The sequence below is a fragment of the Clostridium porci genome (genome assembly GCF_009696375.1).
Classification (GTDB): Bacteria; Bacillota; Clostridia; order Lachnospirales; family Lachnospiraceae; genus Enterocloster; species Enterocloster porci.
Genome location: NZ_VUMD01000014.1, coordinates 64,730 through 80,812 on the forward strand (window position 1 = coordinate 64,730; position 16,083 = coordinate 80,812).

The window sequence follows — 16,083 nt, forward strand, 5'->3', positions numbered from 1 at the left end:
TTGATTATGGCTACTAAAATCGAACGCATTGACCGGGAAATCCAGAAAACCCGTGAGAAAATCGCGGAGTATCAGGAAAAGCTGAAAACGCTGGAAGCGCAGAAAACCGAAGCGGAAAATCTGGAGATCGTCCAGATGGTGCGTGCACTGCGTATGACCCCGGAGCAGTTAAGCGCCATGCTGTCCGGCGGCATGGTTCCCGGCAGGGAGAGGTGTTCCGCTGACGAACAGGAGGATGCCGCCCATGAAGAATAAGAGAATTATTAAGACCCTTTCCGCCCTCTGCGCCGTCCTGGTGCTGATGGGCGGTTTTTCTGTCACCGCTTTTGCCCAGGGGACGGAACAGCCCCCGGCAGAGGATACTACCAACGATGAAAATGTGGTGGTGGAGGAAACCGAGGACAGCCCTGCCCTGACACTGGAAGGCAACGCCGCTTTGGTGGACGATTTTGGCGGTAACAAGCAGCTCATCACTGTTACCACCAAGGCGGGCAACTACTTCTATATCCTCATTGACCGGGCCAACGAGGACAATGAAACCGCCGTCCATTTCTTGAATCAGGTGGACGAGGCTGACCTGATGGCGCTGATGGAGGATGGGCAGTCTGCCGAGGAACCGCTCGCTGTCTGCAACTGCACGGAAAAATGCGAAGCAGGTGCGGTCAATACAGACTGCCCAGTGTGCGCTACGGATAGGACCGGCTGCACTGGCAAGGAACCAGAGCCGAAAACACCGGAGGAACCTGCGGAGCCTGAGAAAAAAGAATCCGCAGGGCTAAACCCAGCTGTCCTGCTGCTGGTGCTGGCTGTGATGAGCGGAGCTGTCTTTGCCTACTTCAAATTTATTAAGGGTCAGGCCAACAATAAAAACAGTAGCAATCCAGACGATTATGACTATGAGGACGGCGAGAAAATGCCGGACGAGGAAGAAATCGAGCTGGAGGACGAGGAATCGGACGAACTGGACGCTGACGGGGGCGGCGGTGAGGAAAGTGAGGATGATACCCCATGACCCGATTTACCGACAGCCTCTATGAACGCATGATGACACGCAGGCTGGAGAGCGGGAAGGAAACTTCCCGTCCTCTCTCTTTACCCAAAAGCCACCCCTGCTATGGCTGCGGAAATTATGCTCAGCCCTGCGTGGGGGCCTGCCACCGTGAGATGGTACGATGGCTCAAAGAAAGGAAACGAAAAAAATGAGTATTTTGATTACATTTATCAAGCTGATTGCGTTTTTTGACCTGCTGGTGATCGCCGTGTATTTTGGCAGCGACATTCTCTCAACTGTGTGGAGCAAATTTCGGAAAAAGCCCACACGGGAAGAACCCTTTAATTTCTCCCCGGATTCCGTGACGGTTCCGTTATCCATAGATTCCATCCGTCAGCTTTATTCCGGCGACGCGGCGGATTTTGTGGAAGAAAAGCTCCTACCGGATGCTACATAGACAATGGAGGTTTTGACAGACCGGGAACAGACAGCCGCCCGCCTGCTCTTATCCGCACTGGTAGGTTTTCTGGCAGAAGAAGCCCCGATGGATGAACGGAGCTTCCCCATGGTGATGGAACTTCTGAAGTGCATGGAAGGTGAAAAAGAGGACGGCTGCCAGGACCCGGTGGATATTGTGTTTGAGAATACGGTACGCCGTACGAACCGTTATGGGGAATATTACAGCAATTATCAACGCTACCGGCTGATGCAGGTGGATAAAACCCGTGTCATTTTGGCCTGCCGTATCCTTATCAACGATCTGCTGGGGAAACTGTACCGCTATGACTACCGGTTCGGCTATGACCTGCTGCTGGATGAGGAAAACAGCATTGAGAAAAAACTGCACACGCCTGTGCGGGAAGCATGGGAGGATGAAGATGATGAAACTTGTGATTGCTGAAAAATCGTCTGTTGCCCAAAGTCTGGCCGCCGTGATTGGAGCAACAACCCGTAAGGACGGCTATTTAGAGGGCAACGGCTGGCTGGTCAGCTGGTGTGTGGGTCATCTGGCTGGGCTGGCGGATGCCGATGTATATAACCCCAACTACGCCAAGTGGCGCTATGACGATCTGCCTATCCTGCCGGAACACTGGCAGATGGTGGTGGGCAAAGATAAAAAGAAACAGTTTGCTGTGCTGAAACAGCTGATGAATGCCCCGAATGTGACCGAGGTGGTAAACGCCTGCGATGCCGGACGCGAGGGTGAATTGATTTTCCGCAGCGTATATGAGCTGGCGGGATGCACAAAGCCCATGAAGCGGCTGTGGATCTCCAGTATGGAGGATTCCGCCATCCGGGAGGGCTTTGCTAACCTGCGCCCAAGTGCGGACTATGATGGCCTGCGGGATGCAGCGCTCTGCCGCGCCAAGGCAGATTGGCTGGTGGGTATCAACGCCACAAGACTGTTTTCAGTGCTGTACCACCGCACTTTGAATATTGGCCGTGTCATGTCCCCAACACTGGCGCTCATCGTCCAGCGGGAAGCCGAGATCAACACCTTCCAGCCGGTTCCGTTTTACACGGTCACGTTGGAGCTGCCCGGTTTTTCCGCTTCCGGGGAGCGCATGGCGGACAAGGCCGCCGCCGAGCAGCTGAAAGCCGCCTGCCAGGGTGCAGATGTGACGGTCAAAAAGGTGGAGCGTAGGGACAAGTCCGAAAAGCCGCCCGCCCTCTATGATCTGACTACTTTACAACGGGATGCCAACCGGCTTTTGGGATATACGGCCCAGCAAACTCTGGACTATCTGCAAAACCTGTATGAAAAGAAGCTCTGCACCTATCCCCGCACGGACAGCCGCTATCTGACTTCAGATATGGCGGAGGGATTGCCGGTGCTGGTCAATCTGGTTGCCAATGCCATGCCGTTTCGCAAAGGAATCGCCATTTCCTGTGATGCCGGTGCGGTCATCAACGACAAGAAAGTGACCGACCACCATGCGGTGATTCCCACCTGCAATCTCCAAAATGCAGACCTGCCCGGCCTGCCGGTGGGCGAAAAGGCGGTGCTGGAGCTGGTGGCACAACGCCTGCTGTGCGCTGTGGCAGACCCTCATACCTATGCGGAAACCGCCGTTACGGTGGAGTGTGCCGGTACAGAATTTACCGCCAAAGGCAAAACTGTGAAGCGCCCCGGCTGGCTGGCGCTGGACGCTGCCTACCGCGCAGGGCTGAAAAGTACGGAGCCGGACAAAGAAGCCGAGGAGAAATCCCTGCCTGAATTAACCGAGGGACAGAACTTGCCCCTTTCCGGTACTGCTGTCAAGGAGGGCAAAACCACCCCACCCAAACACTTTACCGAAGACACGCTGCTTTCTGCGATGGAAACTGCCGGGAAAGCCGATATGCCGGAGGATGCCGAGCGTAAGGGTCTGGGGACCCCGGCCACTCGCGCCGGTATTCTGGAAAAGCTGGTGTCCACCGGTTTTTTAGAGCGAAAAAAGAGTAAAAAAACCGTACAGCTTATGCCTTCCCATGATGCGGTGTCCCTTATCACCGTTCTGCCGGAACAGCTGCAATCGCCCCTGCTGACCGCTGAATGGGAACACCGTTTAAGCGAGATCGAGCGCGGCGAGCTGTCCCCGGAGGACTTCATGGCAGGAATCAGCGCCATGCTCCAAGAGCTGGTGGAAACCTATCAGGTCATCAAGGGGACCGAGTACCTATTTTCCCCGCCCCGCGAGGTGGTAGGCAAATGCCCCCGCTGCTGCGGCGATGTGGCTGAACTGCAAAAAGGGTTCTTTTGTCAGAATGAATCCTGCAAATTTGTCATCTGGAAAAACAGTAAATGGTGGGCCGCCAAGAAAAAACAGCCCACCAAAGCTGTGGTGGCGGCGCTGCTCAAAGATGGCCGCGCCCGTGTAACCGGCCTTTATTCCGAAAAGACCGGAAAGACCTACGATGCCACTGTGGTTCTGGAGGACGATGGGCAGTACGTGGGTTTCAAGCTGGAATTTGACCGGCAGGAAGGCGGCAAACGATGAAACTTTCCCTTTATGAACAGGAAACCATTATCCTCTACAATCAGGCCGAGGACACCGCTGAGGTCTATACCCATGACCGGAAACTGATGGAGAAGCTGACCCGCCTTTCCAAAAAGCACCCGGAACAGATTTGCAAAAAAGATAAGCACAATTTTACGGTTCCCAAACGCTGTGTGTCGGTCCGGGAGCCGTACAGCGCCGAACGCCGCAAGGCTGCCAGTGAACGGGCCAAAGCTGCCGGGTACAGGCCGCCCATCCCCAAACCGAAAACCGATTGACGATGGGCACAAATGTATTTGAGGCGGTCAAGCAGTCTGTCACCGTCCGGGAAGCCGCAGAACGGTATGGGATTGAGATTAAACGGAACAGCATGGCCTGCTGCCCCTTTCACGATGACAAAAATCCCAGCATGAAGTTGAACGAGGAATATTTCTACTGCTTCGGGTGTGGGGCCACCGGCGATGTGATCGACCTGACCGCCTGGCTCTACAACCTGTCTCCCAAAGAAGCCGCCGAGAAGCTGGCCCAAGATTTTGTCCTTATCTATGACAGTCAGGCTCCTCCCCGGCGCTATGTCCGCCAGAAAACCGAGGCGCAGAAGTTCAAGGAGGACCGGGACCACACCTTTCGCGTTCTGGCCGATTACTTCCATCTGCTCAGGAAGTGGGAAACGGACTACACACCCAAAACACCGGAGGAACATCCACACCCCCGTTTCATGGAGGCAATTCAGAAAAAGGACTATGTGGGCTATCTGCTGGACTTTTTTCTGGAGGACAGCCCGGAGGAACAAAAGCTGTGGATTACCGAACATCAATCAACAATCGCCGATTTAGAGAGGAGAGTGAACATCATGGCTGATAAGCCCACCAACCGGGAACGGTTGCAGGAAATCACGGCGGGCATTGAACAGGGTATCAAGGAGCTGTTTGAGAGTGAAAAGTATATGCGCTACCTGTCCGTCATGTCCAAGTTTCACCGTTATTCGGTCAACAACACCATGCTCATCTATATGCAGAAACCGGAGGCTACGCTGGTGGCTGGGTTCAACAAGTGGAAAAACCAGTTTGCGCGCCATGTGAAAAAGGGCGAGCATGGCATTACCATCATCGCCCCCACGCCCTACAAAAAGAAAATCGAGGAAATGAAGCGCGACCCGGACACCCATGCCCTCATTTTGGATGCAGACGGCAAGGCAGTCATGGAAGAAAAGGAAATCGAGATTCCTATGTTCCGCCCGGTCAAGGTGTTCGACGTGAGCCAGACGGACGGAAAGCCCCTGCCAGAGCTGGCATCCAGCCTGTCCGGGACTGTGCCGCATTACGAAGCGTTTCTGGAAGTCCTGCGGCGCTCTGCTCCGGTTCCCATCGAGTTTGAACCGATGTCTGCCGATATGGACGGTTATTTTTCTTCTGACCGGCAGCGCATCGCCATCCGGGAAGGCATGAGCGAGGTACAGATCGTTTCCGCCACTGTCCATGAAATCGCACACAGCAAGCTCCATAATCGGCAAAAGATGCAGGAAACCTCCGCTGCCGGAGACAATACTGCCGACCAGCCAAAACCCAAAGACCGGAACACAGAAGAAGTAGAAGCAGAAAGCATTTCCTATGCGGTCTGCCAGTATTTTGGCATTCAGACCGGCGAGAATAGCTTCGGCTACATCGCTTCCTGGTCCAAGGGCAAGGAGCTGAAGGAACTGCGGGCCAGTCTGGAGACCATCAACAAGACTTCCTGTGAACTGATTAACGACATCGAGCGCCACTACAAGGAAATCTGCAAGGAGCGCGGCATTGACCTGACCGCCAAACAGGAGCCGGAACAGGCGGATACATCGCAGGAAGCCTTGTTTCTTCTGAACGATGCCGTCTATCTGCACATCCAGCCGTGTGATACCGGCTGGGACTACACTCTTTATGACAAGGAAAGCATGAAAGAATTGGACGGCGGCCAGCTGGATGTCCCGGAACTGTCACGTTCCGCCGCTGTCTGGCAGATTTGTGAGGGGCTGAAACTGGAAAACCCATCTGTTCAGGATGCCCCACTGTCCATGGTTGAGACCTTGCAGGATGCTGCCTGTCAGCAGACGCAGGAACAGGGCGGCCAGCAGACCGCAGAAGCTGCCGCCACCCAGCTGCCGGATGCTCAGGAGCAGGCGCTGGATGAGTACCCCATGCCCGACAGTGAGGTATCTGTCTCGGATATGCAGGAATATGGCTATCCTTCTGATGGGATGCTGCCTGTTACCAGAGAACGGGCGCTGGAACTGGACGCTGCCGGGCTGACCGTCTATGTCCTCCATGAAGATAACACGGAAAGCATGGTGTTTGACACCGAGGAAATCATGGAGCATGGCGGGTTGTTCGGCGTGGAACACGAGGAATGGGAGCAAAGTCCGGCGTTCCATGAAAAGGTGCTGGAACGGCAGGACCGGCAGCTGGAACGGGAGCAGGCGTTTCTCGCCCATGAGGGCCGCTGCTTTGCCATTTATCAGGTGAGCCGGGACAATCCGCAGAATGTGCGTTTTATGAATCTGGATTGGCTGCAATCGCACAATCTGTCCGTGAAGCGGAGCAACTATGACCTGATCTATACCGCCCCGCTGAACCGTTCCGGCAGCACCATGGAGCAGCTGGAAACGCTGTATGAGCAGTTCAACCTGCAAAAGCCGGTGGATTTTCACAGCCCATCCCTGAGCGTCAGCGACATCGTTGCCATTAAGCAGGACGGTAAGGTATCCTGTCATTACTGCGACAGCGTTGGTTTCACCGAGATTCCCGGATTCCTGCCGGACAATCCGCTGAAAAATGCGGAAATGGCTGTGGAGGATGACTACGGCATGATCGACGGCATCATCAACAACGGCCCCAAAGAGCCGACAGTGGCGCAGCTGGAACAGCAGGCCCGCAGTGGTCAGCCGATTTCCCTCATGGATTTGGCTGCCGCCGCCCACCGGGAGGAACGGGACAAGAAAAAATCCGTTGTGGAGCAGCTGAAAAGCCAGCCCAAAACGGAACACAAAAAGGCAGCGCCCAAAAAGAGCGCGGAAAGGGAGATTTGATATGGGAAACTTTACTTTTGAAGAAATGAACCTCGTGTGCATCTACAACACCGGCAGCCGCACCGGGCTGATTGACGCTCTGAGCGAGATGCGCGGCGAGCTTTCGCCGGAGGAAACGGAGCTGCGGGAATTGACGGACAGCGCCCTTATGAAGCTCCGGGCTATGACCGATACCGAGTTTGCCCAGCTGGAACTGTACCCGGATTTTGATGAATAAGCACTTCATAAACACCCAATGGGGCGGCGCAAAATGCCGCCCCATTTCCATTTAACACGAAGGGAGGACAACAACCATGCCATCCAAAACAGAATTTTACCGGCAGATGGCCGACCATGTGGCGACCCAGCTCACCGGCAGCTGGCAGGAATGGGCAGGATTTCTCACCACCGCTGCCCGCCTTTACAAGTATCCGTTCCACGAGCAGCTTTTGATTTATGCCCAGCGCCCCGACGCTACCGCCTGCGCGGAGTATGATTTATGGAATGAAAAAATGGGGCGGTATGTGCGCCGTGGTTCCAAGGGTATTGCTCTGGTGGACGATTCCGGCGACAGCCCCCGCCTGCGTTATGTGTTCGATATTTCCGATACCGGCACCCGCGAACATTCCCGCACCCCATGGCTGTGGCAGTTGGAGGAACAGCACAGGGATTCCGTGTCGGCCATGCTGGAGCGCACCTACGAGGTCAGCGGCGATGACCTTGCCCAGCAGCTGGAGGCAGTGGCCGGAAAGCTGGCGGGCGAATACTGGAACGAGCATCGTCAGGACTTTCTTTACATCGTTGACGATTCCTTTTTAGAGGAATATAATGAGTTTAACATCGAAGTACAGTTTAAGGCAGCCGCCACTGTCAGCATTTCCTACGCCCTGATGTCCCGTTGCGGATTGGAGCCGGAACGCTATTTTACCCATGAGGACTTTATGGCGATTTTCGACTTCAACACCCCGGCCACCATCGGCGCGCTGGGAACGGCGGTCAGCCAGATCAATCAACAGGTGCTGCGGCAGATTGGTGTCACCATCCGAAATGCCGAGCGCGAGGCCATCAAAGAAAGGAGACCCCAACATGAAAAATCCCATGAACTACATCCAGAACGGCGATTATCTGATTCCCGACCTGAAGCTGAGCGAGCAGCCGACGAAACCCCTGGGCAAGTACGGCAGAATGCGGAAAGCATACCTCAAGGAACACCGTCCCATCCTCTACAACCAGCTGCTGATGAGCGAGAAGCTGTACCCGCACCTGCTGGAGATCGACGAGACGGCGCAGCGCCGTCTGGAGCAGATGATGCCCCAACTGGCGAAAGACGCGGGCGCAACGGAGCAGCTGAAAGCCAGCGACCCGATGCGCTGGGTGGGCCTGATGAACACCTGCAAAGCGCAGGCCGAGGAGATTCTGATGGCGGAGCTTATTCACAGCTGAGTTTCTTCCTCTCCGAAAACGAACAAATCCGAATTATAGATGAAGCAGAGAATGTGAAAACATCCTCTGCTTTTTCTTTTGCCCAGGCTGACATCGACCATGTACTGCGGCTGGGCGGCAATACAGACCGCCAGAGGGAGCGTGTGGTTGCAGCCTTTGAAAAGCAGAAAACCACCGCTGAGATTGCCGAGATACTGAAAACGCTATATCACGGTGGCAACGGGATCGGTAGCGTTACCGCATGGTATGCCGAGGACGGTATCCATCTTTCCCATGGAACGTCTGCCCGTTACGACGCATCCGCCCAGATCATTTCCTGGGAGAATGCCGCCGAGCGTATTGGTCAGCTTTTGCAGGACGGTCAGTTTGCAACTAACGTGGAGTTGGCGGAAGCGGCGGGCTATGAACGCTCCCTCCTTGCTGAAAAACTTTGGCATCTGTACCACGATTTCAGCGAGGAAGCCAGAGATTCCGGGTATCTTGCCTGCCTGTCCAGTATTCGGAGAAATGGGTTCCCGGAAGAAACCGCATGGCTTGCCGAGCAGTTGAATCGCCCGGCGTTCCGTCAGACCCTTGCGGAAGAATACGCCGCGTTCTGGACGGCACACCAACAGGATCGGGATTTGCTGCGGTTCCACTACCACAAGCCCAGAGAACTTTGGGAAAGCCTGCAAGACCTGTCCCTGCCCCGCACCACCTTTACCTCTCAGCTGACGGAAGTACCTGCGGTCAAGCAGTTTATCTCTGAGGATGAGATTGATGCCGCCATGACCAGAGGCAGCGGATTTGAGGGTGGTAAGGGCCGGATTTTCACCTTTTTCCAGAATCCCCATACGGATAAGGAAAAGGTGGATTTTCTGAAATCCGAGTATGGATTTGGAGGGCATTCTGACGCTTTATCCAATGCCAGGGGAAGCTGGGAAGATCACGACGGAAAAGGTCTGCGTTACAAAAAAGCCAGTTGCCCGGATGTGCATTTCACCTGGGAGAAAGTCGCCAAACGGATTACCGACCTAATCCAGAAGGGACGCTATCTCACCGAACAGGAACAGGCGCAGTATGACAAAATCCAGGCGGAAAAAGCACTGGCCGAAGAAGATGCCATGCAGGCTCAGCAACCGGACCCGGCTGTGTGGGAATACAACGGGGTCAAGGAGCGTCACCCGGATGACCTGGTTCTGTATCAGGTGGGCGATTTCTTTGAGCTGTACGGCGAGGATGCCAAAACTGCCGCTGCGGAGCTGGGCTTCAACCTCACAACCCGCGCCATTCCCAGTGGTGGCCGTGTGGAAATGTGCGGCTTTCCGGCAAACCGGCTGGAGCAGGTTGTGGAACAGCTGCGGGATCAGCATGATGTGACCATTTCCGCTGTCTCGGAGGGCGGCAGGGAACGTCAGGAGTATTCCATGCCCTCCATCGACCATGAAGCGGAACAGCACATCAATTCTCAGGAAGCGGAGTTCGGTGCAGATGGAACCAGAGTGTTCCGGGATACCCAAGCCGCAGCCCCAACGGTTCGGGAACAGTATGAACAATACAAGCCTATCGTGATGGAAGCTGTTACTCAGGACACCAGATACCGCAATGCCTGCGGCCATAGTGATTATGAAAACGCTATGATCGAGTGTAATGCTGCTGTGCGCCGCGCCATTCTCGATTCCCATGATATAGAGCTGATCCGCCTGTTTTCTGATGTGCCGGAGTTTCGTCAGCGGCTGAACCGGGAAGTAGCAGACGAAACCTATCCCAAGCTCCACGAACTGCTGCGTCCTCTCTCACAGGATGACATTGATGATGCCATCCGTGCATGGAACGGTGATATTCAGAGCAAACACGCCGTTGTCCGCTACATGGAAAAGCATGGACGGGAAAAAGATACTGCCGCATGGCTGGCCCATGAGTACAGCGGCAGCGACAGCAAGAGCCTGTTTGTCATCCGGGCCGGAAGTCCCGAAGGGATTGAACTACCCTGGCCCAAGGTACAGCGCCGGATTGCCCAGCTTATCAAGGAGGATCGGTTCCACACCGAAACGGAACAGGACCGATTCGACAACATCGACCCCATCGCCATCCGGGAGACTCTGGCCGAGCGCGGCATTGTGAATGGCGAGCTGGTGGACGAGGAAAAGCTGGACAATGACCCATTCATCCAGCGTGTTATGGCGGATGTGGAGCAGATTGCCGCTGCGGAAACCGAAGCAAAACGATTTGAAGCCACTCCATCTGAACATATCCATGCAGATTTGCGCGAGGTGCTGACCGGCAACGGCGGACTGCTGGACGATATGGAAAAAGCAGCTATCTCCCAGCGCTTCCGGGACGGTGAGGACAACGCCCAAATTGCCAGCTATCTGGCTGAGACATTTACCGGAACAGCGGAAAGTATGGAACTTCAGACAGGAGATACAGTGGACTATTTCGGTTCTGCCGGTGGGTTGGAAATCAATATCCATGACAGGTTTCAGACAAGTTTGGGAATGAGCTGGGAAGAAGCCGCTGCCGTACTGCGTACTCTGCATTCACTGGAGCAGGATGGCTTTACCCATACTGTGCCGCAGTTGCCGCTGTCCGATGCCGAGTATGCTCGTCAGAACCTCATTCCCGGCGAGACCACCTTTGCGTTGGATGGGCGCACTTTCCGGGTCAGCAAGCTGGAGCCGGATGTTGGCCGGGTGGAACTGCAAGATGTGACCTTTGCAAATGCGGTGGGATTCCCCATCTTCCGGGTGGAGCCAATTTCGGTAATTCGTCAGCATTTGGAGCAGAAACCGGAACCTGCACAGCCCAGATTTACCACTGAGCCGGTGGCGGTTTATCCGGGTGACAAGAATAATCTGCCCTATGATGTGGTTATCCAAACCCTGCGAACCAATGAGCCGGAGCCGCCTGCACCTGCCGCCGAGCCGGAAAAGACTTTGGATGAAGTGCTGGACGAACACCCTGTTTCCATTCAGGTAAACGGCGAGTGGAAGACCTTCCCCAATGTCAAAGCTGCCGAAGAAACCTCTTATGAGGAATACAAGGCCAATCTGCGCCGCAACGCTGAGAATTTCCGTATCACCGACGATCACCTGGGCGAAGGCGGCCCGAAAGCCAAGTTCCAGGACAATATCGCGGCAATCAAGCTGCTGAAATATCTGGAGGAAACCACCGAACAGGCAACGCCGGAGCAGCAGGAAATCCTATCCCGGTATGTGGGCTGGGGCGGTCTTGCCGATGCCTTTGACCCGGAGAAGTCCGCATGGGCTGCGGAATATACCCAGCTGAAAGAACTGTTGACCCCGGAGGAATACGCCGCCGCCAGAGGTTCCACCTTAAACGCCCACTACACCAGCCCTACGGTCATCAAGGCAATTTATGAAGCTGTGGGCCGCATGGGGTTTGAGACCGGAAACATTCTGGAACCGTCCTGCGGTGTGGGAAATTTCTTTGGTATGCTGCCGGAGGAAATGCAAAACAGCCGTCTGTACGGCGTGGAGCTGGATTCCATCAGCGGGCGGATTGCAAAACAGCTCTATCCCAAGGCCGACATCACCGTGGATGGGTTTGAAACTACCGACAGGCGGGATTTCTATGACCTCGCCATCGGTAATGTACCTTTCGGCCAGTATCAGGTTCGGGACAAAGCCTATGACAAGCTGAATTTCAGCATCCACAACTACTTTTTTGCCAAAGCACTCGACCAGGTGCGGCCCGGTGGCGTGGTGGCCTTTGTCACCAGCCGCTACACGATGGATGCCAAGGATTCCACCGTGCGCCGGTATCTTGCCCAGCGCGCCGAGCTGCTGGGAGCCATCCGTCTGCCCAATGACGCTTTCAAAAAGAACGCCGGTACCGAGGTCGTTTCAGACATCATTTTCCTGCAAAAGCGGGATCGTCCGCTGGACATCGTACCTGAGTGGACGCAGACCGGACAGACCGAGGATGGATTCGCCATCAATCGTTATTTTATCGACCACCCAGAAATGGTGTTGGGCCGACAGGAGCCGGAAAGCACCGCCCATGGCATGGACTACACTGTGAACCCCATCGAGGGGCTGGAGCTTTCTGACCAGCTGCACGATGCGGTGAAGTACATTCGCGGCACTTATCAGGAAGCCGAGCTGCCGGAGCTGGGCGAAGGCGAAGCCATCGACACCTCCATCCCTGCTGACCCAAGCGTAAAAAACTACTCCTACACCGTTGTGGACGGTGATGTGTATTACCGTGAAAACAGCCGTATGGTGCGGCCTGACCTGAACGCCACCGCTGAGGCCCGCGTGAAAGGGTTGGTGGGCCTGCGTGAATGTGTCCAGCAGCTCATTGACTTGCAAATGGACGCTGCCACACCGGACAGCGCCATCCAGGACAAACAGGCCGAACTGAACCGGCTCCATGACAGTTTCTCTGCAAAATATGGCCTGATCAATGACCGGGCGAACCGGCTGGCTTTTGCCGATGATTCCAGCTACTATCTGCTCTGTGCGCTGGAAGTCATTGACGAGGATGGCAAGTTGGAGCGCAAGGCAGATATGTTCACCAAGCGTACCATCAAGCCCCACAAGGCGGTGGACACTGTGGATACCGCCAGTGAAGCCCTTGCCGTCTCCATCGCAGAGAGAGCCTGTGTGGATATGGCGTATATGTCGGAGCTGACCGGAAAAACCGGGGACGAACTGGCTGCCGAACTGCAAGGCGTGATTTTCCGTGTACCTGGACAGGTGGAAAAAGACGGCACTCCCCATTATGTGACCGCCGATGAATATCTGTCCGGCAATGTGCGCCGCAAGCTGCGTCAGGCACAGCGGGCAGCACAGCAGGACCCATCCTTTGCTGCCAATGTGGAAGCCCTTACCGCCGCCCAGCCCAAAGACCTGGACGCTTCGGAAATTGAGGTACGCCTGGGTGCAACCTGGATTGACAAAGAGTACATCCAGCAGTTTATGTACGAAACCTTTGATACCCCGTTTTATATGCAGCGGAATATCGAGGTCAACTACACCCCGTTTACAGCGGAATGGCAGATCACCGGCAAAAGCTCCGTAAGCCAGAACAATGTGGCGGCTTATACCACCTACGGAACCAGCCGCGCCAATGCCTACAAGATTTTGGAGGATTCCTTAAACCTGCGGGATGTCCGTATCTACGACACCGTGGAGGATGCGGACGGCAGGGAGCGCCGTGTGCTGAACGCCAAGGAAACCACCCTGGCAGCACAAAAGCAGCAGGCTATCCGGGATGCTTTCAAAGATTGGATTTGGAAAGACCCAGAGCGCCGTCAAGCTCTGGTTCGCCAGTACAACGAGGAAATGAACTCCACCCGCCCCCGCGAGTATGACGGCAGCCATATTGTTTTTGGCGGCATGAACCCGTCCATTACCCTGCGGGAGCATCAGCTGAACGCCATCGCCCATGTGATGTACGGCGGCAATACGCTGCTGGCGCACGAAGTAGGCGCGGGCAAGACCTTTGAAATGGTGGCCGCCGCCATGGAGAGTAAGCGCCTGGGCTTGTGCCAGAAATCCCTTTTTGTTGTGCCGAACCACCTGACTGAGCAATGGGCTTCGGAGTTTCTGCGGCTCTATCCTTCCGCCAACATCCTTGTCACCACCAAAAAGGACTTTGAAACCCACAACCGCAAGAAGTTCTGTGCCCGGATTGCCACCGGCGACTATGATGCTATCATCATGGGACATTCGCAGTTTGAGAAAATCCCCATCAGCCGGGAGCGTCAGGAACGGCTTCTGAATGAGCAGATTGACGAAATTACCGAGGGCATTGCCGAGGTACAGGCCAGCGGCGGCGAGCGTTTCACGGTCAAGCAGTTGGAACGCACCCGAAAATCGCTGGAAGCCAGACTGGAGAAGTTGCAGGCGGAAAGCCGTAAGGACGATGTGGTGACGTTCGAGCAGCTGGGTGTGGACCGGCTGTTTGTGGACGAGGCACACAACTACAAGAACCTGTTTTTATACACCAAAATGCGGAATGTGGCGGGTCTCTCCACCAGCGATGCCCAAAAGTCCAGCGATATGTTTGCCAAGTGTCGCTATATGGATGAACTGACCGGCGGGCGTGGCGTTATCTTTGCAACAGGCACCCCGGTCAGCAACTCCATGACCGAACTTTACACCATGCAGCGGTATCTCCAGTATGACCGCCTGCAAGAACTGAACATGACCCACTTCGACTGCTGGGCCAGCCGCTTCGGTGAGACAGTGACCGCTTTGGAATTGGCTCCAGAGGGAACCGGCTACCGGGCAAGAACACGGTTTTCCAAGTTCTTTAACCTGCCGGAGTTGATGAACCTGTTCAAAGAAGTGGCGGACATCAGGACTGCCGACCAGCTGAACCTGCCCACCCCGGAGGTGGAGTACCACAACATTGTGGCCCAGCCTACCGAGCAGCAGAAAGAAATGGTGCAGGCTCTCTCCGAGCGCGCCTCCAAAGTACACAGCGGCACGGTTGACCCATCGGTGGACAATATGCTCAAAATCACTTCGGATGGCCGAAAGCTGGGACTGGATCAGCGCATCATTAACCAGCTGCTGCCGGATGAACCCGGCACCAAGGTCAATCAGTGTGTGGGCAACATCATGCAGATCTGGCGGGACGGGGACGCGGATAAGCTGACCCAGCTGGTATTCTGCGATATTTCCACGCCCCAGGCAACACCTGCCAGAAAAGCCGCCAAGCAGCTGGACAATCCGCTGCTTCACGCATTAGAGGAAGCAGTTCCACTGAATGCGCCGGAGCCTGCCTTTACCATCTATGAGGACATCCGCCAGAAGCTCATCGCCCAGGGGATACCCGCCGACCAGATCGCCTTTATCCACGAAGCCAACACGGAAGTGCGGAAAAAGGAGCTGTTCTCCAAGGTTCGCACCGGGCAGGTGCGCGTCCTCTTAGGCAGCACTGCCAAGATGGGCGCTGGCACCAATGTGCAGGACCGCCTTGTGGCACTGCATGATTTGGATTGCCCCTGGCGGCCGGGAGACCTTGCCCAGCGAAAGGGCCGTATTGAGCGCCAGGGCAACCAGAACCCTCTTGTCCATGTGTACCGTTATGTTACAGAAGGAACATTTGATTCGTACCTCTGGGTGCGACACGAAGTCGCATAATTGAATTGTTCGGCAATGACCGAACCTGCCATTCCATTGGCAGTAGCCTAACATCACCAAAGCAGTTGGCAACGACTGTGAGGAAGCCTGATGTGAAAGAGTAGCCCTCCCCCAAAGGGGTCAAGCGGAAGCCGCGAGGCGGACGCGACAAGCTGCAAGCAACAATGCGGCTGGGGAGCTTGGCTGTGTGGTATGGTTAATGTAATGTAAACCGCCAATAAACGTCGTTAAAGCAGAACAGGCTAAAGTTGCTGATAAGCCTGAACCAAAAGGTGTTGCAGTCGGTTGTCCCCTTCCATAGTGGGGGCACATGGACATTATGACTGTCGGCGGAGAGGCGGAACCTAACCCACACTGTTCATTATGTGAAACGTGGTAAGCCCGTATTTTCTCCGGCATAGCCGGAAAGCAGACCGTAAGGGAAGCCCATGGGAAATGCGGGTAAGGAGTGATGGAAAAAGCGAATGCCGCCCCTGTAATGGGGACGGATAGAGATTGCAACATTATCTCACGCGAAAGCGGGCAGACTTC

9 protein-coding genes and 3 pseudogenes are annotated in these 16,083 nt (G+C 55.2%); 11 read left to right on the forward strand and 1 reads right to left on the reverse strand.

Annotation, left to right across the window (positions count from 1 at the left end):
• Positions 1-3 precede the first annotated feature (3 nt).
• From FYJ39_RS14915 to FYJ39_RS14950, 8 genes and pseudogenes are all read left to right on the forward strand, one after another.
• On the forward strand, positions 4-255 hold the full coding sequence (locus tag FYJ39_RS14915; protein WP_328597559.1) for a DUF4315 family protein: 252 nt from the start codon (positions 4-6) through the stop codon (positions 253-255).
• The gene (locus tag FYJ39_RS14920) at positions 245-1,012 is read left to right on the forward strand and encodes a DUF4366 domain-containing protein (protein ID WP_154473253.1); all 768 of its coding nucleotides are present in this window, start codon (positions 245-247) and stop codon (positions 1,010-1,012) included. Before FYJ39_RS14915 ends, FYJ39_RS14920 begins: the two co-directional genes overlap by 11 nt.
• Complete coding sequence (locus FYJ39_RS14925) at positions 1,009-1,203, forward strand: hypothetical protein (RefSeq protein ID WP_154473254.1); 195 nt, start codon at positions 1,009-1,011, stop codon at positions 1,201-1,203. Before FYJ39_RS14920 ends, FYJ39_RS14925 begins: the two co-directional genes overlap by 4 nt.
• Positions 1,200-1,892: pseudogene (locus tag FYJ39_RS14930) on the forward strand (conjugal transfer protein TraG). Before FYJ39_RS14925 ends, FYJ39_RS14930 begins: the two are co-directional and overlap by 4 nt.
• A complete protein-coding gene (locus tag FYJ39_RS14935; RefSeq protein WP_456236691.1) occupies positions 1,864-3,972 on the forward strand; it encodes a DNA topoisomerase 3 in 2,109 nt (702 codons plus the stop codon). The pseudogene FYJ39_RS14930 and the gene FYJ39_RS14935 overlap by 29 nt, the downstream one beginning before the upstream one ends.
• Positions 3,969-4,250, forward strand: coding sequence for an immunoglobulin (locus FYJ39_RS14940; RefSeq protein WP_154473255.1), 282 nt, complete (start codon positions 3,969-3,971; stop codon positions 4,248-4,250). The genes FYJ39_RS14935 and FYJ39_RS14940 overlap by 4 nt, the downstream gene beginning before the upstream one ends.
• Positions 4,251-4,252: 2 nt before the next feature.
• Positions 4,253-7,033, forward strand: coding sequence for a YodL domain-containing protein (locus FYJ39_RS14945; RefSeq protein WP_195840452.1), 2,781 nt, complete (start codon positions 4,253-4,255; stop codon positions 7,031-7,033).
• 1 nt (position 7,034) lies between these two features.
• Positions 7,035-7,250 (forward strand): transposon-transfer assisting family protein, encoded by a 216-nt coding sequence (locus FYJ39_RS14950; protein WP_154473257.1) that lies wholly within the window; start codon positions 7,035-7,037, stop codon positions 7,248-7,250.
• Positions 7,251-7,827: 577 nt separating this feature from the next.
• Here FYJ39_RS14950 and FYJ39_RS20990 read toward each other — a convergent pair.
• Positions 7,828-8,112 (reverse strand): hypothetical protein, encoded by a 285-nt coding sequence (locus FYJ39_RS20990; RefSeq protein ID WP_235919852.1) that lies wholly within the window; start codon positions 8,110-8,112, stop codon positions 7,828-7,830.
• Between FYJ39_RS20990 and FYJ39_RS20995 the strand changes: the two genes are divergently transcribed.
• The 3 genes and pseudogenes from FYJ39_RS20995 to FYJ39_RS14955 form a co-directional block, all read left to right on the forward strand.
• Positions 8,099-8,455 (forward strand): TnpV protein, encoded by a 357-nt coding sequence (locus FYJ39_RS20995; protein ID WP_235919853.1) that lies wholly within the window; start codon positions 8,099-8,101, stop codon positions 8,453-8,455. The genes FYJ39_RS20990 and FYJ39_RS20995 overlap by 14 nt on opposite strands.
• Before the next feature lie 1,103 nt (positions 8,456-9,558).
• Positions 9,559-9,807 (forward strand): annotated as a pseudogene (locus FYJ39_RS21705) (MutS N-terminal domain-containing protein); the annotation flags it as partial.
• 174 nt (positions 9,808-9,981) lie between these two features.
• Positions 9,982-15,531, forward strand: a pseudogene (locus tag FYJ39_RS14955) (SNF2-related protein); the annotation flags it as partial.
• Between the last annotated feature and the right edge of the window lie 552 nt (positions 15,532-16,083).